This is a genomic window from Burkholderia sp. AU18528 (assembly GCF_002223215.2).
Taxonomy (GTDB): domain Bacteria; phylum Pseudomonadota; class Gammaproteobacteria; order Burkholderiales; family Burkholderiaceae; genus Burkholderia; species Burkholderia semiarida.
The window spans coordinates 1-19695 of the sequence record NZ_NKFC02000008.1; the positions used below are offsets into that span (position 1 = coordinate 1).

Genomic DNA, 19695 nt, shown 5'->3' on the forward strand with positions numbered 1-19695 from the left:
ATCGACAGGTTGTGCAGGATCCGCTCGACCACCTTCTTCTCCCACTCGCCGTCGAAGCGGATCTGCTCGTCGAGCCAGCGCTCGAGCCATTCCGGATCCGGCAGGCGCGATTGCACGGTGTCGCGCGGGAACAGCGCCTGGTTCACGTGCAGGTTGGTCGGGTGCAGCGGCTTCTCGGTGCGGCGCGCCGACGCCATCAGCACGCCGATCTTCGCGAAGGCCGCACGTGCGACGTCGCCGCTGTTGTTCAGCGCCTTCTTCATGTAGCGCAGATACGCGCCGCCATGACGCGCCTCGTCGCGCGAAATCGTTTCGTAGATCTGCTTGATGACGGGCTCGGTGTGCCAGTCGGCCGCGCAGCGGTACCAGTGGTTCAAACGGATCTCGCCGCAGAAGTGCAGCATCAGCGTCTCGAGCGGCGGCGCAGGATCGAACTGGAAACGCACCGCGTGCAGTTCCTCCTCCATCGGCACCAGCTCCGGCTTGAAGCGGCGCAGGTATTCCATCAGCACGAGCGAATGCTTCTGCTCCTCGAAGAACCACACGCTCATGAACGCGGAAAAGTCGCTGTCGTGCTGGTTGTCGCGCAGGAACATTTCCGTCGCGGGCAGCGCCGACCATTCGGTGATCGCGTTCATCTTGATCGTCTTCGCCTGCTCGTCGGTGAGCAGCGAAGCGTCGAACCTGTCCCACGGAATGTCCTTCTCCATGTCCCAGCGGACAGCTTCGAGCGACCTGAAAAGTTCCGGATAGAGCATCGTCGTCACCGTCGTCGCCATGCAATCCGCACCGGCGCTCATGCCGACTGCGTCGACGCCGGCGCGGCGGCTTCCGCATCGGGCTCGCGATCGTCCCGATCGTCGTCCACCGAACGCGGCGCGAGCCGGCCGCGCAGCAACGCATGGTAGAACTGCCGATACGAGCGGTGGTAATAGCGGATGCGCGGCGCGATCGCGCCATGCAGGTCGTGCAACCGCTCGATCGGCAGGTTCGGCATCATGTGATGCTCGACGTGATAGTTGTTGCCGTTCGTGAACCACGTCATGAACGCGTTGCTCTCGATCGTCCGCGTGTTGCGGAACGGGTCGGTGCTCGTCAGGTCGCAGCGGTAGTGCTCGGGCATCTCGACCAGCGCGTGCACGGGCGCCGCGACGAACACGAGCGGGACGACCCACACCCAGACGACGAACCACGTGTGCAGCACGAACGACAGCGCCGCGAGCAGCGCGATCGCGGCCGCCATCAGCAGGTAGTCGCGGCGGATCGAGCGCGACACGAGCGCATTGTCGCCGAAGCGCGCACCCGGCACGACGAGCTTCACGACGTTCCTCGCGAACTGGATATAGTGCGCGGCCATCGACAGCCGCCACATCCACAGCCCGACATTGACGACGGGGCTCGCGCCGTACTGGTCGCCGTAGTCGAAGAACTCCTTGTTCTCCGGCGTGCCGAGCAGCCGGTGGTGGCGCAGGTGGCTGTCCTGGTATGCGTGGAACGACACGAGCATCGGCATGCCGAGCAGCACGCCGAACACCATGTTCAGGCGCTTGCTGCGGAATCCCTGGTAATGCAGCGCCTGGTGCTGCAGCTCGACGCCGTGCGCATACATCGCACCGATCAGCAGGATGCCGACCGCCTTCAGGATCACGAGCGCCGACAGCGCGAACATCATCCCGTGCGCGACGAGCGCAACGTATACAACCAGCTTCAGCGAGAAGACCACGCCGCTCGGGCGGCTCTTCATGTCTGTAACCGGTTTCGGCCGGGCGACAAGCGATGAGGTGACGGACAAGACGCTCTCCTTGGGCCGGGTTGCCCGGCACGATGACGCGGCGACGCTGGCGCGCTGCCGGGTTGCCATTCTTCTGTGAGTCGATGTTTCGGACAAACGAATTTTCCGAACGCATTGCATGACGCCCGCGCATGAGCGCACCACATCGTGAACTAGACGACCGGTCGAATGAGACCGACCAGTCACCTCGTGGATGCGTACCGCTCATGCATAGCCTGCATAGATTCCGTTTGTCGCCGCCGATCGATCCGGCAAGAATCCTCCTCACTCGACGAACGGCGCCGCCGGCACCGTGGCGCGAGCGGCCGTGTTCCTCAAGGGGAGAACCCTCGTGACGAAGTACGCATCCACCATTCATCGCCTGATCGAATCGCTCGAGGACGTCGCGGGCGCCATGCATCGCATGACGTTCGTCGATGATGCGGGCCGCGAAGCGGGCATCACGTACCGGCACTTCGCGCAAGAGGTGTTTCGCCAGGCCGGCGCGCTGCACGAGCTCGGCGTGCGCGAGAACGATCTGGTGATGCTCGCGCTGCCCGCGTCGGTCGAGCATGCGGCCGCGATGATGGCCTGCGTGATGACGGGCGCACTGCCCTGCACCGTGCCGGTTCCCGTGCGGCGGCCGACGGCCGCGCGGCAGGTGGCGGACGTCGCGTGCGAGCTGTACCGGCCGCGCCTCGTCATCGCCGCGGATGCACAGGCCGCGGCGTGGCGAGACGACGCGTTTCCGGCGGCCGCCACGCGCGTCGTCGATCTCGCGACGCTGTCGAGCGCCGCGAATGCCGGCGCGCGCGCGCCAATCAGCGCGAAGAGCGGCCACGATCCGCATCATGTCCAGCTCACGTCGGGTTCGACGTCGCATCCGAAAGCCGCGGTGCTGAGCCACGAGAACGTGATCGCGAACGTGGTCGGCATCGGCGGGTCGGTGCGCTTCGATATCGCGGCCGGCGACGGCACCGCGTCGTGGCTGCCGCTCTATCACGACATGGGGCTGCTCACGCTGCTGTCCAACCTGCATTACCGTGCGCCGCTGCTGATGATGCAGCCGAACAGCTTCATCCGGAATCCGCTCGGCTGGCTGAAGCGCATCGCATCGGCACGCGCGACGACGACGTCCGTGCCGACCTTCGCGCTGCGCTACTGCGTGCGCCGCTTCAACGCCGCCGCGATGGACGGCGTCGATCTGTCCGCGTGCCGCAACATCTTCATCGGCGGCGAACGCGTGGACGACGCGACGCTGCGCGATTTCGCCGCGACGTTCGCGCCGTACGGGCTGGCGGCGTCGGCGCTGCAGCCGTGCTACGGGATGGCCGAATCGACGCTCGCGGTATCGATGCATCGTGCATGGCACGAAGGCGCGGTCGAGGGCGCACCGTACGTGATCGCCGACACGCTCGACCGGCGCGCGCTGATCGAGCGCCGCGACGCGCAGCCGGCCGCCGCGAACGACGGGCGCGAGACGGAGACCGAAACGGTGCTCGCGATGGGCACGCCGATCGACGGGATGGCGTTCTGCATCCTCGACGACGGCGACCATGCGCTGGGCAACCGCGCGGTCGGCGAAGTCGCGATCCGCGGCACGTCGGTGATGCTCGGCTACCTGGCCCCCGACGACGGCACGATCGCCGCGCCGCTGACGGCCGACGGCTGGTTCCGCACCGGCGACATCGGCTACGTCGCGGACGGCCAGCTGCATATCCTCGGCCGCAAGAAGGAAGTCATCATCATTCGCGGCAGCAACTATTTCCCGCACGAGATCGAGGAAGCGCTCGCGTCGCACAGCGCGCTGCGCAAGAGCACGTGCATCGCGTTCGGCCTGCCCGACCCCGAAACCGGCACCGAGCGGCTGGTCGTCGCGATCGAGGCACGGCCCGTCGACGCGACGCCGCAAACGCGCACCGAGTGCCAGCAGTTGCTCGCGTCGCGCATCGGCTTCGCCGCGCAGGATCTGTGCTTCGTCGAACCCGGCTCGCTGCCGCGCACGACGAGCGGCAAGCTGCAGCGCCTGAAATGCCGCGATCTCTATGCGAACGGCGCGTTGCCCGTGATCGCCGCATCGGCCGCCGTCGCCGAAGCCGGCCAGGGAGCGTTCGCATGACGCCCGCGTCGCTTTCGCCGGTGCTCGAACTACGCGACGTCACGCGCGTGTACGAAGGTGCGGGCCGTGTCGTCGCGGTGCGCGGCGCAACGATCTCGATCGCTCCGCGCGACGTCGTCGCGCTCGTCGGCCCGTCGGGCAGCGGCAAGAGCACGCTGCTGAACCTCGCAGGCTTTCTCGACGTGCCGAGCAGCGGCGAACGCTGGCTCGAAGGCCGCCGGATCGACGACGCGCCGGACACGCTTGAACGGATTCGCCGCGAACGCATCGGCTTCGTGTTCCAGCAATTCAACCTGATTCCGGTGATGTCGGCGCTCGAGAACGTCGAGCTCGGCTGCTTCGCGTGGGGCACGCCGCGCACGCGGCGCGAACGCGCGCGCGCGATGCTCGACGCGGTGGGGCTCGCCGCGCGCGAACGGCATCGCCCCGGCGAGCTGTCCGGCGGCGAGCAGCAGCGCGTCGCGCTGGCCCGCGCGCTCGCCAAGGAGCCGGCGATCGTGATCGCGGACGAGCCGACCGCGAGCCTCGACAGCGCCAACGCGCGGGCGGTCGCCGAGTTGATCCTCGACACCAACCGCACGCTGGGCACCGCCTTTCTGATTGCGTCGCACGACGATCGTCTGTGTGCGCACCTGCCGCGCCGCATCGAGATGCGCGACGGCGTACCGGGAGTGAATCGTGAACTGGTCGACGTTTGCGTGGCGTAACCTCTGGCGCAACAAGCGCCGCACCGTGCTGACGATGGCGATGATCGGCGTCGCCGCGTTCGCGTCGAGCCTCGCGCTCGGCTACGTGATCGCGACCTTCGACGCGGTGCGCGAAGGGTCGATCGACAGCGGCGTCGGCCATGTGCAGGTGCTGCACCACGGCTATCTCGACCTGATCGGCGAGCGGCCGCTGCAGTACGGGCTGACCGCCGACGAGCAGGCGGCCGCCACGCAGGCGATTGCAAAGCTGCGCGGCGTCGCGACGACCGCGCGCGGCATCGACTTCGACGGCCTCGTGTCGAACGGCGACCTCAGCTACGGCTTCGTCGGCGAAGGGATCGAGCCGAACCGCGAGCCGCCCGGCTTCTTCGACTATCACACGGTGCTGTCGGGCCGCTACCTGTCGCCGACGAATGCCGGCACCGAAGTCGTCGTCGGCGCGGAACTCGCGCGCAAGCTCGGCGTGCGCGTCGGCTCGGTCGTGCAGTTGATGGCGTCGACCGCGCACGGCGGCATCAACGCGACCGACGCGCAGATCGTCGGCGTGATGAGCACCGGCAACAAGGACGTCGACGAACGGATCGTCGACGTGACGTTCACGGCCGCGCAGGCGCTGCTGCGCACCGACCGCGCGTCGCGCATCGCGGTGTTCCTCGACGACACCGCCGGCACGCCGGCCGCCGCCGCGACGCTGCGCGCCGCGCTGCCGACGCTCGACGTGAAGACCTGGGACCAGCTCGTGTCGCTCTATCACCAGGTCGTCGCGCTGTACAAGAACCAGTTCTCGGTGTTCGGCGCGATCCTGTGCGTGACGATCCTGCTGTCGATGAGCAACTGGATCTTGATGAGCATCGTCGAACGCCGCCGCGAGATCTCGACGCTGCGCGCGCTCGGCGTGCCGGCCGCGACGGTGCGCGGCGTGCTGATCCAGGAAACCGCGCTGCTCGGCCTGCTCGGCGCGGCCGCCGGCATCGCGCTCGCGCTGCTGACGATGGTCGCGCTCAATCACGCGCAGATCCACCTGCCCGCGCCGCCCGGCCGCGTGAAGCCGATCCTGCTCGAATTCACGGTGTCGCCCGCCGCCGTGGCCGCCGTCGAAGCCGCGTTCGTCGTGCTCGGCGTGGCCGCGGCGCTGCTCGCGACGCTCGGTCTCGCGAAACGCAACATCCTCGAAGGACTCGCCCCATGAATCGCATTCGCCTGACGTTCGCCGCGCTCGTCGCGTGCGCGCCGCTCGCCACGCAGGCGGCCGACACGCCGACGGCCCAGACCATGCTCGCCCGTGCCGACGCGTACCGCAGCACGGCCGCCGATACGCAGACCAACATCGAGATCACCAACGAGGTCGGCGGACAGTCCGGCGACGCGACGCGCTATCTCGTCTACACGCGCGGCAACGGCGACACGCTCGCGCTGACGCGCAGCGGCGAGAACGACGGCCAGAAGTACCTCGCGACGACGCGCGGGCACTGGTTCTACGTGCCGAACACGCGCAGCGCGGTGCGCATCAACGGGATGCAGCGGCTGCAGGGCGAAGTCGTGATCAGCGACATCACGCGCACGCACTGGGCGGACAGCTATCGCGCGACGGCCGCCCCCGGCACGACCACGATCGCCGGCAAGCCGGCCACCGAGCTCGACCTGAGCGCGACCGATCCCGACAACGTCTATCCGACGATCAAGCTGTGGGTCACGCCCGACACCGACGTGCCGGTGCGCGCGCAGTTCTTCCTGGCAAGCGGCCTGCTGTTTCGCAGCGCCGATTTCTCGGCGCCGGTCGACGCGAACGGCCGCAAGGTGATCCGCAAGATCACCTATCGCAACGAGGTCGAGAAGCAGCGCGCGAGCGTCGTCGACATCCTCGACGGTCAGCCGCGCAAGATCCCGTCGGGCTGGTTCAACCCCGACACGCTCGCCGATGGCCAGTGAGTACGACGCCGATGCCGATGCTCATCGTGACCGCCTCCGCTCATCACCCGATCGCGCCCGCCGCGGCTGGCCCGGTGTCGCGCTCGCGATCCCGCTCGCGCTCGGCTGCACGCTCGCGCATGGAGAATCGCTGATGGACCAGCTCGGCACGCTCAACGGCATCGGCTACGCGCGCTCCGTCGACAGCATGGACGGCCGCGCATTGCTCGGCCGCCTGATCGGCGACTCGCCGCGCAACCAGCAGGAAGCCGGGCTGCTCGCGCGCATCGATGGCGAGAACCTGTTCGTGAACGCGCGCGTGGTCGCCAGCAATCACTCGCTCGGCGCGCAGGCGAGCCGCTTCAACGAAGCCGGCGTGCGCTACGCGTTCGACAACGGCATCACGCTCACGGCCGGCAAGCGGATCGACGCGCTCGACACGTCGCAGGCGTTCTTCCCGCTCGGCTTCTTCCAGAAACGGGCCGCGACGGCCGACATCTACGATCGCTACGGCGACGTCGAAGGCACGCCGCTCGTCGAAGCGAAATGGGCGGGCGAGCAAACCACGCTGCAGTTCATCGCCGGCGAGAACCGCACGCTGCGCAACGACGTCGACAACCGCGACGTCGAAGGCGCGACGCAGCTCCTACGCGGCGCCTACAACTGGTCGGGCGGCTCGGCCGCGCTGCTCGCGGGCCATCACGCGGGCCGTGGCGGCGCGGGCGCGACGCTGTCGTTCGACGTCGCGCGCTCGAACACCGTCTATGCGAGCGCGTGGCTCGAACGCGGCACGACGCGGCCGCTGCCGGCCTTCATCGCGAACGGTACGCCGCTCGATTCGGCGGCCGCGTACGACGCCGTCGATCGCCGCAACGATCGCCAGTACATGTGGCGCAGCGCGCTCGGCATGCAGAGCGCGCTGCCCGGCAACCTGTCGCTGATCGTCGAGTGGTCGCACGACGAAGCGCGTTACGACGCAAGCCAGTGGCGCCGGATGGTCGGCGCGGCGCAGGCGAACAACGCGCTGCTGCCCGTCGCGCCCGGCGCCGCGCTGGCCGGCCTCGGCGGCACGGCCAACTTCGTGAGCGTCGACGGCAACCTGCGCGACTACCTGTTCGCGCGGCTCGGCAAGAAGATCGGCCGCGTCGAGTATTCGCTGCGCGGCGTCTATTCGCCGCAGGACAAGGGCCTGCTGGCGATCGCGCAGGTCGTCGCCGACGTGAACAAACGCGTGAGTGTCGATGTCGCCGTGTCGCACGCGTTTTCCGACAGCAGTTCCGAGTACCGGATGGTCGGTCTCGGCACCCGCATCGACGCCGCCGTGCGCGTGCGTTTCTGACTGGAACCCTGCCATGTCCACGCTTTCCGCCCCCACCCCGATCGCACCGCCGCTGCGCCTGCGCGTGGCCGACCAGGCCGCGTATCCGGTGCTGCGCCACCTCGACGCGATCGGCACGCCGCCGCACGCGGCGGCCCGGCTCGTCGAAGCCGCCGCCGTGCGGCTGCTCGACAGCGAGATGGTGATCGCGCTGCGCACCGCCGTACCGGACGTACTGCCGGATGCGTCCGCGTCGACACCGCTGCGGCACGACGAGGCGCCGCTCACCGAAGCGCTGCTCGAACAGATCGGCCGCGAAGGATTTCATCACCTGTTCAAGCCGTTCATGCGCGCGTTCATCCGCATCATGTTCGGGCTGTTCTTCTCCGACGACCAGAATCGCCGCGCATGCGAATGCATCGACGCCGGCCACCACTTCGCGTTCCTGATGAGCGATGGCGGCGGCCCGACCCTGGCTGCCTGGCGCACGGTCGTGCGCAGCGACGACAACGGGCTCGCGCTGACCGTCGACAAGGTATGGGGCATCGAGGCGCATCGCGACTGCATGGCCGTCGTCGCGGCACGCGTGCCGGGCGTGATGTTCCCGGCCGCCTATCTCGTGTGGCCCGACGAGTATCGAAAACTGAAACGCACGACCTGCGGCGCGCCGTTCCTCGCGGGCAACCTGCAGCTTGCGAACGTTGGCGGCCAGGTGCGCGTCGCCGCCGAGGATCGCCTGCGCATCGGCGGCCCGACCGTGTTCAACAAATACCTGACCGTCGTGCGGCCGTACTTCGTTCGCGCGCTGATGGCGCACGTCGGCTGGCTCGAACGGACGGGCCGCATCGAGCTCGACGCCGACGCGCGCGCCGTGCACCGCTTCATCGCGGACGCCGCGCGCGCCCAGACCGACGACGCGCATTACAGCTTCGGCAAGGTGCAGCGCGTGCTCGCGATCAAGCTGCTGTCGAACGAGTTCCTGTCCGCGCTCGTGCGCGACGGCAAGGTGCAGCTGTTCGACGACCAGCGCGACCTGCTGGCGTTTTCGAAGATGGAAGGCAGTTCGTACCGTTGTTATCACGAGCTTCGCAAGAGCCTGCGCTGCGAAGCCGGCAGTTGACCCACGCGACAGGCCGATCGATCCCGATCAAACCCACTCAACTCCAGGAGCTCCTCTCATGACGACCCAGAACGTTCCGGCCGACGCGCTCGACATCCTGTCCCGCGAAGTCGCGAAGATCCTCAACGTCGAAACCGTCGACACGGACGCCGGCATCGGCGAACTCGGCATCGATTCGCTGAACATCGTCGAGCTGATCGTGTTCTGCGAACAGCTTTACGGTTCGATCGATCCGGAAGCGCTGAACATCACGCAGTACACGACGCTGCAGCAGCTCGACGCGCAATTGCGCAGCCAGCAGCACGCGGCCTGACACGGCGATGCTCGCGCCCCTCGCCCCCATGGCGGCCGCCGCCGTCCAGCCGGCCCCGGCCACTGCGCTGACCGTGCAGGCGCTCGCGTACCGGCGCGTCGCGCCGTCGCGCGACGGCGTGGCCGCGCCGCTCGACGACACGGCCCGCGCGATCGGCACGCTCGCGTGCGCCGAACGCGAGCGGCTGTGCGGCGCGGTCGGCGCGGACGACTACGTGGTCAGCTCGACGATCCTGTCGATGCTGCTGATGAACGATTCGCCGCAGCATCGCGTGTTCGCGCAGGCGCTGGCCGGCGCGAACGACTACACGCCCGACTGGATGACCTGCTCGTACGAATGCGCGGGCTGGGGCTACGTGCTGCGCCGCACGCTCGCGACCGCGGCCGAGACGGGGCCGCGCACGTTGCTGCTGCAGATCGTCGACGTCGACGTGCACGGCTATACGTACTGGCACGGCAATCCCGCATGGGGACGCTCGGGCTTCGGCATCTGCACGCTGCTCGTCGACGTCGGCCGCGAACCGGCGCAGTCGGTGACCGCCGACGCCGCGCCGCCGGCCAGCGCGGTCGTGCGGCTCGGCCGCGACATCCGCACGTTCTGCGCGGCGCGCCCCGGGCTGCACGCGGCGCTGCCGTTCTTCCCGGCCACGTCGCGTCGCGCGCTGCTCGCGTCGGTCGGCAAGACACCGCTGCTGCCGGACGGCCACGGCGTGTTCGGGCATGCGTTCGGCAGCGACCCGTGGCTGTCGGTGCTGCTCGCGCACCGCGACGGCGACACGCCGCGCCGCGCGGCCGTCTGCTCGCTCGCGCTGAACGGCTATTACGCGATCGCGGACGTCGCGTTCGCGCCGGACGCGACGTTCTTTCTCGACGGCGAGGCATGACATGGTGCGTCCCGTTCATTTCACCTACCGGATCGAGCGCGACGCGCGGCAGCCGGTCGCGGTCGCGGCCAGCGCGTACCGGATGCCGCTCGGCACGCCGGCCGACTATGCGCGCGCCGCGCTCGCGGAAGCGGCCGGCGACGCGTACGACGCGGGCAATGCGTACGACGCGGCCGGCGGCGAGCGCCGCGTGCTGCTCGACCACGTGCAGTATTTCGGATTCCTCGCGGAAATCACCGCGCGGATCCGCGACGCCGTGCATCCGGATGCCCGCGTGTTCATCGAAGTGTGCGCGCCGTATTTCGGCGCGCTGCCGGCCGAACTGCTCGCGCCGCACGTGCTGCTCGGCGTGCACCTGTACGACGAAGCGTTGCGCGACGCCGCGCGCGGCGCACCGGTCGTATGGATCGGCGACCGCATTCTGCGCGATGCGGAATTCGCCGGCGACAACCGCGTGTGCTGCGCGATCTGGCCCGCGCGGCTCGCCGACGCGTTCGACGCGCAACTGCGCGGCGCGTGGCCGTCGTTCGCGATCCGGCTCGAACCGCATCCGGGCGCGTCGCGCGCCGCCGCCCCGCTCACCGATTCCGCCCATCATTCCGGCGCCGCCGCGCGGCCGGGGAGACCCTGACATGAATGACACGCTTACCGTGATGCAGGACACGGCCGATATCCGCTGGTCGATGCCCGTCGACGCGCTGATGTCGAACGACTACGCGCTGCGCGAAGAGGCGCTGAACCGGCTGTACGAGAAGGCGAAGGCCGCGCAGTGGGACGTCGCGACCGACGTCGACTGGCGCCACGACCTCGATCCGGCCAACCCGCTCGGCATGCCCGACCCGACGCTCCTGATCTACGGCACCGAGCTGTGGGGCAAGCTCGCCGACGCCGACAAGCGCGAGGTGCGCCATCACGCGCAGGGCTGGCTGCTGTCGCAGATCCTGCACGGCGAGCAGGCCGCGCTGATCTGCGCGTCGAAGCTCGCGTCGGCCGAGAGCGGCCTGAGCGCGCGGCTGTGCGCGGCCGCGCAGATGATGGACGAAGCACGCCACGTCGAGGCGTACGCGAAGCTCGTCAACGAGAAGCTCGACGTCAGCTACCCGATGAGCCGCTCGCTGAAGGGGCTGCTGCACGACACGATCACGAGCAGCGCGCTCGACATGACGAACCTCGGGATGCAGGTGCTCGTCGAAGGCATCGCGCTGTCGATCTTCCAGAGCGTCGTCGCGTACAGCACCGACCCGTTCATCAAGGACTTGTTCCTGCGGATCCAGCGCGACGAAGCGCGCCACTTCGCGGTCGGCCGGATCACGCTGTGCCGCGTGTACGCGGAAATGAGTTCGCACGAACTGCGCGAACGCGAGGAGTTCATCTGCGAAGGCGCGGCCGTGCTGTACGAACACCTGTGCGCGGACGACATCTGGGAACCGATGGGGCTGTCCAAGCGCGAATGCAGCGCGATGGTGCGCGAATCGCCGGTGTCGAGCTCGATTCGCCGCTCGATCTTCCGGCGCCTCGTGCCGACGATCCGCGAAATGGGCCTGCTCACGCCGACCGTGCAGGCGACCTTCGAAAAGCTCGACGTCCTCGACTACGCGGCGATGCCGCTCAACTGACATGACGATGCCCTCTTCCCACGCATCCCGCGACGCCGGCTTCTGGATCGGCATCGACGCGGTGGCCTACGAGCTGCCGGGCCCGCCCGTCGACATCGAGGCCTGGGCCGCCGAGCGCGACTATCCGGCCCAGCGGGCGGCCGCGATCGCGCAGTCGGGCAGCCGCTATTTCCACATGGCGCTCGACACGAGCGAGACCGATCTCGCGATCGCGGCGGTCGGCCGGCTGCTCGACACCGCGCGCGTGCATCCGTCCGACGTCGGCGCGATCGTGCACGTGCATACGCAGCAATTCAGCGTGCCGCCGGCGCCGCGCAGCCTGCCGCACGAAGTGGCCGCGCAGTTCGGCATCGAGCCGCTGTGGCTCGGCTCCGTCGCGCAACTGAACTGCGTGTCGGTCGCGGCCGGCATCGAAACCGTGCGCGCGCTGATGCGCCGCCATCCGCGGCTCGACGCGGCGCTCGTCGTGTCGTCCGACCGCGTGTACGGCGAGGACTACCGGATGCGGCAGATGACGGGCGTGCAGTGCGACGGCGCGGCCGCGATGCTGATCGCGCGCAACAGCACGAAGAACCGGCTCGGCGGCATCGCGATCGAAACGCACGCGAAATGGCATCGCGGGTCGGACACGGTCGCCGCGAACGAGGCCGACCTGATCATGATGGAGTGGCCGTACACGCGCCGTGCGATCGACGCGGCCGTCGCGCTCGAGCCGCATGCGCTCGACGCGTACGACCTCGTGCTGCCGCACAACGCCGACCTGCCCGGCTGGAACGCGCTATGCCGCGCGATGCGCGTGCCGGCCGAGCGGCTCTATGCGGACAACATCCATGCGCGCGGCCACGCGTGCTGTTCGGATTTCCCGATCAACCTGGCCGACGTCGGGCTCGATGCGCTCGCGCACGGCAAGCGCGTGCTCGGCGTGATGCAGTCGAACTGCGGCGCGTATGCGGCCGCCACACTTCATCCGGTGGGCCGCCATGACGCCTGAACGCCCGCTTCCGCCCGCCGCCGATCACGCGTGGATCGCCGACCTGCGTACGCCGTGCTACGTGTACGAGCCGGAGGTCGCGATCGCGCGCTACCGGTCGCTGAAGGCGCGGCTCGGCACGCGGCTGATCGTGTCGCTGAAGGCGAACCCGAACCAGGACATGCTCGCGCGCTGCGCGCATGCGTACGAGGACGGCGTCGAACTCGCGAGCCGCGGCGAACTCGATGCGGTAATCGGCCGGATCAGGACGCCGCGCTACCTGAACAATCCGTCGATGGACGAGATGTTCATGCGTGCGGGGCTCGCGTCGCGCTGCCATTTCGTGCTCGACAACCCGGACGCGGTCGCGCGTTTCGTGCCGCTCGCGCGCGAAGCGGCGGCCGGCGGCAGCACGCCGGGCGCCGTGCTGCTGCGCGTGAACGCCGGCGCGCTGGCCGGCGTTCATGCGCGGGCGCAGTGGCACGACCACTTCGGGATGACGCCGAACGAGGCGCACGACGCGGTGCGCACGCTCGCGGCCGCCGGCTTGCCCGTGGCCGGGCTGCACGTGTTCTCCGGCCCGCATTCGTTCATCCGCCAGGACCCGGCGCAGCCCGACACGCTCGTGCTGCCCGAACTGCTCGCGGCGCTCGCCCGCGATCTCGCGCCGGCCAACGGCGCGCCGCTCGGCTCGTTGAGCCTCGGCGGCGGCTTCGCCGACGATCATCCGGGCGATGCCGCGTTCGAGCGCTATGCCGCCGCGCTCGCGCCGCTGGCCGGCCAGTATTCGCTCGCCCATGAATCCGGCCGCGCGATCTTCGCCGATGCGGGCGTGTTCGCGACGCGCGTCGTCGCGGTGAAGGCGTGGCAGGACCGCACGATCGCCGTCTGCGACGGCGGGCTGTCCCATGCGTTCCTGCTCGCGCAGACCGAATCGGTGATGCGCCGCCTGGCCGCGCCGTCGCTCGTGCGCCGCGCGCCCGCGCCGCCGTCGCGCGGTGTGCCGACGCTCTACGTCGGCAGCACCTGCAGCCGCGCGGACGTGATCGGCCGCGACGACACGGGCGCGCCGCCGCAAGTCGGCGACATCGCAGTGTTCGCACGCTGCGGCGCGTATCACCGCACGTACTCGATGGCGCATTTCCTGTCCCACGAAGCCGCGCACGTGTACGTGCGGCCTGCCTGAACCAGAGGAGCCGATCATGAACGCATTGATCAGCATCGCCGACCTGCTCGAACATGGCGCTGCGCGCTGGCCGCATCGTCCGGCGTATGCCGACGGCGGCGGCACGCTGACTTACGACCAGCTCGCCCGCGCCGTCCGGCGCGCCGCCGCCGTACTCGCGGCGCGCGGCGTGCAGCCGGGCGAGCGCGTCGCGATCTACGCGCCGAAGCGCATCGAAACCGTGGTCGCGATGCTCGCGGCCAACGCGCTCGGCGCGATCTTCGTGCCGGTCAACCCGCAGTTGAAGGAAGCGCAGATCGAACACATCGTCGCCGACAGCGGCGCCGCGCTGTTCGTGACCGGCGCGCAGCGGCTCAAGCGCCTGCCGGCGCTCGCCGCGCTCGTCGGCACGCGGACGCTGCTGATCGAGGAACTGGCCGATGCGATCGATTCGCCCGGCACCGACACGCCGGCGTCGGCAGCCGCCCCCGCCGGCCGCCCGGTCGACGACGATCCGGCCGCGCTGCTCTACACGTCCGGCTCGACCGGCAAGCCGAAAGGCGTCGTCGTATCGCACCGCAACCTGGTGTCGGGCGCGTTCAGCGTCGCCGCATACCAGCAGCTCGCCGACGACGACGTCGTGCTCGGCGTGCTGCCGCTCAGCTTCGATGCGGGCCTGAGCCAGCTGACGACCGCGCTGGCGTCCGGCGCGTGCTACACGCCGCTCGACTTCCTGCAGCCGGCCGAAGTGCCGCGCCATTGCGACGCGTTCGGCGTCACGTCGATCACCGGCGTGCCGCCGCTGTGGATGCAGCTCGCATCGGCGGGCTGGAGCGACGCCGCGCGCACGCGGATCCGCCGCTTCGCGAACACCGGCGGCCATCTCGCGACGCCGCTGCTGCACCGTCTGCAGGCGCTGTTCACGCACGCGTCGCCGTACCTGATGTACGGGCTGACCGAAGCATTCCGCTCGACCTACCTGCCGCCCGCGGATGCGGCGCTGCGCCCGACGTCGATCGGCAAGGCCGTGCCGAACGCGGAAATCCTCGTGCTGCGCGCGGACGGCAGCGAATGCGCGGCCGACGAGCCCGGCGAACTCGTGCATCGCGGCGCATTCGTCACGCTCGGCTACTGGAACCGGCCCGAGCTGACCGCGCAGCGCTTTCGCCCGCTGCCGCGCCGGCACGGCGAGATTCCGCGCCCGGACGTCGCCGTATGGTCCGGCGACATCGTGCGGCGCGACGCGGACGGCTACCTGTACTTCGTCGCGCGCGGCGACGACATGATCAAGACGTCCGGCTATCGCGTAAGCCCCACGGAGGTCGAGGACGTGCTGTTCGCGCTGCCGCACATCCGCGAGGCCGCGGTATTCAGCGTTCCGCATCCGGCGCTCGGCGAGGCGATCGCCGCATGCGTCGTGTCGACGCTCGACGCCGACGCGTGCCGCATCGACATCGCCCGCGCGTGCCGCGACGCGTTGCCCACCTACATGAACCCGCTCGTCGTCGAGCCGCTGCCGGCGTTGCCGCGCAACCCGAACGGCAAGATCGACCGACCGGCGCTGAAAGCGCAGTATCGCGACGCGTTCGCGCGCCCGAACCTCGAGGAGACCGCCGCATGACCCCGTCGACGCTCGATGAACCCTGTGTCGGCGCGCCGCGCGTCGCCGCGCCCGGCACGCTCGCGTTGTCCGGCGGCGTCGTGGTGCTGCCGCCCGCCGTCGTGTTCAGCGCGATCCAGGCGCAGGAGCGCCATCCCGGCTACCGCCATCTGCTGCTGCCGCAGGCGCGCTTTGCGCGGCCGCGCGGCATGGGCGCGCTGACGCCCGACGAAGGCACGCGCCTCGCGCCGGGCGGCCGGCCCGCGCTGCGCGTCGCGCCGCCGGGGCGCAGCCTCGCCGATCTCGCCGCCGATGCGGCGCTCGACCTACGCGACCAGCTCGGCTCCGGCGCGCTCGCGCGCACGACGCATCTGATCGTCGCCAGTTGCGCGCTCAACGAAGGCATCGGCGACTCGGTCGTCGGCCGCATGCAGTACGAACTCGGGCTCCAGCGCGTTACGCCGTTCGCGCTCGGCCAGAACGGCACGCTCGGCTGGTATTCGGCGCTGATGCTGCTCGACGGGCTGCTGCTCGACGAAGGCGACCAGGCGCTCGTGATCCTCAGCGACAAGTGGCTCTACCCGTTCTTCCGCCAGTTCGGCGATCTGGTCGGTTACGGCGATGCGGCCGCCGCGCTGCTCGTGTCGCGCGCGGGGCCGGCGCCGGAGCCGGCCGCGTGGGGAGGCGTGCGCGCCGTCGCGATGGAGTTCGGACCATCGGTCGCCGATCCGTGGGCCGATGCGCCGGCCGCGCTGCGCGACACGCTCGCGCCGGTCGCCGCCCGCGCGATCCGCCGCGCGCTCGACCAGGCCAACCTGCGCGCGAACCAGATCGACTGGTGCGTGCCGCCGGGCTTCGATCCCGGCTTCGCGGCACGCGTGGCCGACGCCGCGTCGATCCCGGTGGGCGCGCGCATCCAGCACGACGGGGCCGGCCATCTGTCGTCGGCCGAATCGGCTGCCGCGCTGATCCGGCTCGCGGGCGCGCTCGATGAAGGCGAACGCCGCACGGTGCTCGTATGGGACGCGGCGCTGCATGGCGCGGCGGCGGCGGCCGTCGTCGATCTGGCCGGCGGCCTCGACGCCGCGCTCGATATCGAAGGAGACGCATGATGAGCGCCTACAAGGTAAGCCTGCGCGAGCTGCGCTTCTTTCTGTGGGAACTGTTCGAGGCCGATCGGCACTTCCTCGAACACGGGCCGTACAGCACGCACGATCGTGCGTCGATCGATGCGCTGCTCGAACGCGCACGCGACTTCGCGCTCGATCTCGGCCGCAGCTACCAGCAGGCTGACGTCGAGGGTTGCACGCTGCTCGACGACGGACAGGTACGGATTCCTTCGCATTTCCACGCGCTCTGGGCGCGCTTTCGTGACGAATGGTCGAACACGTTGTTCGGCACCGCGCACGGGCTGCCGCCGATCGTCACGCAGATGATCTACGAGATGTTCATGGGCGCGAATCCGTCGTTCATGACGTACGGTGGCTTCACGCGGCCCGCGGTCAAGCTGCTGCAGATGCACGGCACGCCGCACCAGAAAGCGCTCATCGCGCCGCTCGAAGCGTACCGCTGGGACGCGTGCTTCTGCGCGACCGAACCGCAGGCCGGCACCGACCTGACCGCGGTCGCGCTGCGCGCGACGCCGCTCGAACGCGACGTCTACGCGATCGACGGCGAGAAGGTCTATATCTCGGCCGGCATGCACGAGCTGACGGAAAACACGCTGTATTTCGTGCTCGGGCGCATCGATACCGCGTCGCCAGATTCGTTCTCGCTGTCGTGCCTCGTCGTGCCGCGCTTCTGGCCGGACGAGGAAACCGGCGAGCTGCGGCCGAACCACGTCGACTGCATCGGCCTGCCGCGCAAGATGGGGCTCAAGGGCTGCGCGAACACGCATCTCGTGTTCGGCGCGAACGGCACGACGAAAGGCTGGCTGCTCGGCGGCCGGCGCAACGTCGGCCTGCTGCAGTTGATGCCGCTGATGAACCAGGCGCGGATGAGCACCGGGATGTTCGGCGTCGGCGTCGCGTCGAGCGCGTACCTGCACGCGGTCGAGTATGCGGGCCGCCGGCTGCAGGGGCGGCCGATCGAGCGCGCGTCGAACACGAACGCCGCGCGCGTCGCGATCGTCGAGCATGCGGACGTGCAGCGCATGCTGGTCGACATGAAAAGCCGCGTCGACGGTTGCCGCGGCCTGCTCGGCAAGCTCGCCGCGACCGCGACGCGCGCGGCGATGCTCGAAGCGACGCCCGACGCCGACCCGGCCGAGATCGAACGCCACCGCAAGCTGCAACTGCTGCTGACGCCGATCTGCAAGGCGTTCATCTCCGACCAGGCATGGCGCATCTGCGAGACCGCGATCCAGGTGCATGGCGGGCTCGGCTATACCGACGCGAGCCCCGTCGAGCAGAATGCGCGCGACGTGAAGATCCTGTCGATCTGGGAAGGCACAAACTACATCCAGGCGCAGGACCTCGTGCGCGACAAGCTCGGCTTCGGCCGCCATTCTCGGCTGATCCAGTACTACCGCGACGAACTCGACGCATTCCTCGCCCAGCAGCATCACGCCGGCACGCAAGCGGAGCTTCGGCCGCTGTTCGACGCGCTGCGCGCGGGCGCCGACCGGATCGCCGCCGCGCTCGACGACATCGCGCGCGACGTGCAGGACGGCCACACGCATCGCAGCAGCCAGTTCTACACGCGCTTTCTGGAGATGTTCGGCGTGGTCACGTCGGCGTGGGTGCTGCTCGAATCGGCGACGATCGCCGCGCGCCGGCTCGATGCGCCGGAAACGGCCGACATGCCGGCCGAGCTCGCGTTCTATCGCGGCAAGCTGAAAAGCGCGCGCTACTACTTCGCGAACGTGCTGCCCGTCGTCGACCAGCACGCGGCCGTGATCGCCGCGATGGCGCACGCGGCGATCAGCGTCAGCAGCGACGAACTCGCCGCGGCGGAATGACATGGACACGACTCTCGATTCCGGCATCCCCGCTGCCCCGACCGCCGATGCGCCGCGCAACCTGCTCGGCCGCCCGACGACGCGCCATCGCGGCACCGACATCGACGGCGCGACGCTCGACCCCGAAGCGCTGCGCGTGCGCGATCTCGACCTGAACGCGCTGATCGGCGCGACGACGTTCGAAGGCGCGCTCGCGCATCTGTGGTTCGACGTCGCGCCCGGCCGCGCCGACCATCGCGCGCACGAGGCCGCGATCGCCGCGCGGCTCGCGGCGTTCGCCGACGCGCTGGCGCCGGGCTCGGCCGCCCAGTCGGTCGCGGCCAACCTCGGTGCGGCGGGCGTCGCGCCGGTGTTCGCGGCCGCGTCCGGCCTGCTGCGCGGCCTCGACGACGTGCTCGAACGCATGCGCGGCCCGGCACCGGACGATGCCGATCTCGACACGATGCTGCTGTGCGCGGCCGCCGCGCCGTTCCTGCTGCACGCGGCGATCGAGGGCCGGCCGTTCGCCGCCGGCCCGCGCGCCGGCGGCGGCACGGCGCTCGATGCCGCGCGGACGCAAGCGCAACGCATGCTCGCGCTGACCGGCGCGACGCGCCACGACGCGCCGGCGCAAGCCGCGATGGACATGCTGCTCGTCGCGTGGCACGCCGGCTTCGGCTACATCACGCCGACCGTGCTCGCGCCGCGCGTGGCGATCGGCACCGGCGTCACGCTGACGCAGGCGATCGCGTCCGGCTTCCTCGCGAGCGGGCCGTCGCACGTCGGCGCGGCGCTCGAAGCGATGCAGTGGCTCGCGGCGCTCGCGCGATCGGTGCCCGGCGGCGCCGGCGCACCGTCGGCCGCGCTCGACGCAGCCGGGCGCGCGGCGATCGATGCGGCGCTCGACGCGAAACGCACGCTGTACGGCTTCGGCCATCCGCTGTTCGTCGCCGATCCGCGTCCGCCGCACATGCGCGGCCGGTTCGCGGCCTGCGGCTTCGGCGGCGGCTACGTGACGCTGTTCGACGCGTGCTGCGCGCAGGCCGACGCGCGCCGCGCGCTGCGGCCGAACATCGATTTCCTGACCGCCGCGACGCTGCTCGAACTCGGCGTCGCCGCGCCGTCGTGGGGCGTCGGTGTCGGCCTCGGCGCGCGCATCGCGGCGATGGCCGCGCATGCGGTGGAACGGCGCCGCCGCCCGGCGTTCGGCGTCAACAGCGCGACCGCGCGACGGCTGCTGGCCGCCGTGCCGGTCGGCTGGCTGTGA

The 19695-nt window shown here is 70.1% G+C and carries 18 protein-coding genes; 16 read left to right on the forward strand and 2 right to left on the reverse strand.

Features of this window, described 5'->3' with window-relative positions:
• Together CFB52_RS29455 and CFB52_RS29460 are read right to left on the reverse strand one after the other, a co-directional pair.
• A partial coding sequence (locus tag CFB52_RS29455; RefSeq protein WP_180278286.1) for a ferritin-like domain-containing protein occupies positions 1 to 758 on the reverse strand: 758 nt, incomplete at its 3' end.
• A gap of 38 nt (positions 759 to 796) precedes the next feature.
• The gene (locus CFB52_RS29460; protein ID WP_060009028.1) at positions 797 to 1744 is read right to left on the reverse strand and encodes a fatty acid desaturase; all 948 of its coding nucleotides are present in this window, start codon (positions 1742 to 1744) and stop codon (positions 797 to 799) included.
• Between the two features lie 379 nt (positions 1745 to 2123).
• On the opposite strand from CFB52_RS29460, the gene CFB52_RS29470 reads away from it, so the two are divergent.
• Genes CFB52_RS29470 through CFB52_RS29545 form a run of 16 tightly spaced genes read left to right on the forward strand, consistent with a single transcriptional unit; the run spans position 2124 to position 19695 of the window.
• Positions 2124 to 3890: a fatty acyl-AMP ligase gene (locus CFB52_RS29470; protein ID WP_257220738.1), complete on the forward strand. Its 1767-nt coding sequence runs from the start codon at positions 2124 to 2126 to the stop codon at positions 3888 to 3890.
• On the forward strand, positions 3887 to 4597 hold the full coding sequence (locus tag CFB52_RS29475; protein ID WP_059579134.1) for an ABC transporter ATP-binding protein: 711 nt from the start codon (positions 3887 to 3889) through the stop codon (positions 4595 to 4597). The genes CFB52_RS29470 and CFB52_RS29475 overlap by 4 nt, the downstream gene beginning before the upstream one ends.
• Complete coding sequence (locus tag CFB52_RS29480; protein WP_060009037.1) at positions 4569 to 5786, forward strand: ABC transporter permease; 1218 nt, start codon at positions 4569 to 4571, stop codon at positions 5784 to 5786. The genes CFB52_RS29475 and CFB52_RS29480 overlap by 29 nt, the downstream gene beginning before the upstream one ends.
• Entirely contained in the window at positions 5783 to 6526 is a 744-nt protein-coding gene (locus CFB52_RS29485; RefSeq protein ID WP_099318228.1) for an outer membrane lipoprotein-sorting protein, read from the forward strand. The genes CFB52_RS29480 and CFB52_RS29485 overlap by 4 nt, the downstream gene beginning before the upstream one ends.
• Positions 6516 to 7844, forward strand: coding sequence for a hypothetical protein (locus CFB52_RS29490; protein WP_099318229.1), 1329 nt, complete (start codon positions 6516 to 6518; stop codon positions 7842 to 7844). Before CFB52_RS29485 ends, CFB52_RS29490 begins: the two co-directional genes overlap by 11 nt.
• Positions 7845 to 7857: 13 nt before the next feature.
• Positions 7858 to 8943, forward strand: coding sequence for a hypothetical protein (locus CFB52_RS29495; RefSeq protein ID WP_060009045.1), 1086 nt, complete (start codon positions 7858 to 7860; stop codon positions 8941 to 8943).
• Between the two features lie 58 nt (positions 8944 to 9001).
• A complete protein-coding gene (locus CFB52_RS29500; protein ID WP_006481176.1) occupies positions 9002 to 9256 on the forward strand; it encodes an acyl carrier protein in 255 nt (84 codons plus the stop codon).
• A gap of 7 nt (positions 9257 to 9263) precedes the next feature.
• Complete coding sequence (locus CFB52_RS29505) at positions 9264 to 10139, forward strand: hypothetical protein (protein ID WP_099318230.1); 876 nt, start codon at positions 9264 to 9266, stop codon at positions 10137 to 10139.
• Between the two features lies 1 nt (position 10140).
• Complete coding sequence (locus CFB52_RS29510; RefSeq protein ID WP_060009051.1) at positions 10141 to 10770, forward strand: hypothetical protein; 630 nt, start codon at positions 10141 to 10143, stop codon at positions 10768 to 10770.
• A 1-nt stretch (position 10771) separates the two neighbouring features.
• Positions 10772 to 11755 carry a ferritin-like domain-containing protein gene (locus tag CFB52_RS29515; protein WP_059579151.1) on the forward strand — a complete coding sequence of 328 codons (984 nt, stop codon included), beginning with the start codon at positions 10772 to 10774 and terminating at the stop codon, positions 11753 to 11755.
• Position 11756: 1 nt separating this feature from the next.
• Positions 11757 to 12746: a 3-oxoacyl-ACP synthase gene (locus CFB52_RS29520; RefSeq protein WP_059579154.1), complete on the forward strand. Its 990-nt coding sequence runs from the start codon at positions 11757 to 11759 to the stop codon at positions 12744 to 12746.
• Positions 12736 to 13911 carry a PLP-dependent decarboxylase gene (locus CFB52_RS29525; protein WP_099318231.1) on the forward strand — a complete coding sequence of 392 codons (1176 nt, stop codon included), beginning with the start codon at positions 12736 to 12738 and terminating at the stop codon, positions 13909 to 13911. Before CFB52_RS29520 ends, CFB52_RS29525 begins: the two co-directional genes overlap by 11 nt.
• Before the next feature lie 16 nt (positions 13912 to 13927).
• Positions 13928 to 15511: an acyl-CoA ligase (AMP-forming), exosortase A system-associated gene (locus CFB52_RS29530; protein WP_099318232.1), complete on the forward strand. Its 1584-nt coding sequence runs from the start codon at positions 13928 to 13930 to the stop codon at positions 15509 to 15511.
• The gene (locus CFB52_RS29535; RefSeq protein WP_060009058.1) at positions 15508 to 16602 is read left to right on the forward strand and encodes a hypothetical protein; all 1095 of its coding nucleotides are present in this window, start codon (positions 15508 to 15510) and stop codon (positions 16600 to 16602) included. The genes CFB52_RS29530 and CFB52_RS29535 overlap by 4 nt, the downstream gene beginning before the upstream one ends.
• Positions 16602 to 18449 carry an acyl-CoA dehydrogenase gene (locus tag CFB52_RS29540; RefSeq protein ID WP_180278282.1) on the forward strand — a complete coding sequence of 616 codons (1848 nt, stop codon included), beginning with the start codon at positions 16602 to 16604 and terminating at the stop codon, positions 18447 to 18449. Before CFB52_RS29535 ends, CFB52_RS29540 begins: the two co-directional genes overlap by 1 nt.
• A 1-nt stretch (position 18450) precedes the next feature.
• The gene (locus tag CFB52_RS29545; protein ID WP_099318234.1) at positions 18451 to 19695 is read left to right on the forward strand and encodes a citrate/2-methylcitrate synthase; all 1245 of its coding nucleotides are present in this window, start codon (positions 18451 to 18453) and stop codon (positions 19693 to 19695) included.